At 34.8% G+C, this 861-nt stretch carries 3 pseudogenes; 1 reads left to right on the top strand and 2 read right to left on the bottom strand.

Going from position 1 to position 861, the window contains the following annotated elements:
• Both PROCOU_RS15940 and PROCOU_RS19440 read right to left on the bottom strand, forming a co-directional pair.
• Positions 1–263: pseudogene (locus PROCOU_RS15940) on the bottom strand (hypothetical protein); the annotation flags it as partial.
• Between the two features lie 47 nt (positions 264–310).
• Positions 311–523 (bottom strand): annotated as a pseudogene (locus PROCOU_RS19440) (YxiG family protein); the annotation flags it as partial.
• Between the two features lie 183 nt (positions 524–706).
• Here PROCOU_RS19440 and PROCOU_RS17615 point away from each other — a divergent pair.
• A pseudogene (locus PROCOU_RS17615) lies at positions 707–861 on the top strand (IS256 family transposase); the annotation flags it as partial.

The following is an 861-nucleotide window of genomic DNA, read 5'->3' as shown; positions in this document are numbered from 1 at the left end:
GACCCTTTGTCATTCTGCATTAATGTAACCGCTCGTAAGTAATCATTCTCTGCTTCAATTTGGCTAATCAATGCTAACGGCGTAACCACTAGCCCTTCTGAATAACCGTCTGCGCGCTCGGAACGAAAGAGCACATCATAATCCGTAACGGCTTCGATATAGCCTAGTTCGAATACGTTCATATCTTGGGCTACATAGATAGCCACTAGATTTCCTTGTTGTTGATATTTTGTTAAAACTTCGTATAAAAATTTATTACTCATTTTTAGTCCTCATTTCTTTGTGATTTGAATTTAATGTCTACGAATATTTAAATTAAACTCTCAAATTTACAGCTATTAATTTCAATTTCATCAGCCTCAATAAGTAACAAACCTTCCATGAATTCCAATGTAAAATTAAACTTAGAGTCAAATCCAATATAAAAACTGTCTCTGGATTTTATTAACAGACTCTGCTTTTCTAAATTACTATAACTTATTGACAACAGCTCCCTCTTTTCACCATATTCATAATCACTTGTAGCATAACGACTACCATTCGTTTAAATTCACGATTGTATGTTTTTCTCAATAGAGTTCATTCCTTCCGGTAATGTAACTTATAGTCAAGAAAAGTGTATCATATCCTATTTTTCTGTTAAAATTCCAATTTATTGCTATTTTAATGCCTACTTTACTGACATTTATCCATGTGTATAACAAGATTGTATTTTGCCCTGTCTGTGGAAAGTGTCCATGCCAGTTTTCGAAAAGTCACGAAGAAAGGCGCCTTCCCACAGGAAAACGCCTTACTCAAAGTCCTTTATTTACGCGTGAAGGAACTACATTCAAAACTGGTCACTTGTCATGAACCAGCTCC

The sequence above is a fragment of the Listeria rocourtiae FSL F6-920 genome (assembly GCF_000525975.1).
Classification (GTDB): Bacteria; Bacillota; Bacilli; order Lactobacillales; family Listeriaceae; genus Listeria_A; species Listeria_A rocourtiae.
Note: the sequence above shows the minus strand (reverse complement) of the source record. Positions and strands in the feature narration are given on the sequence as shown.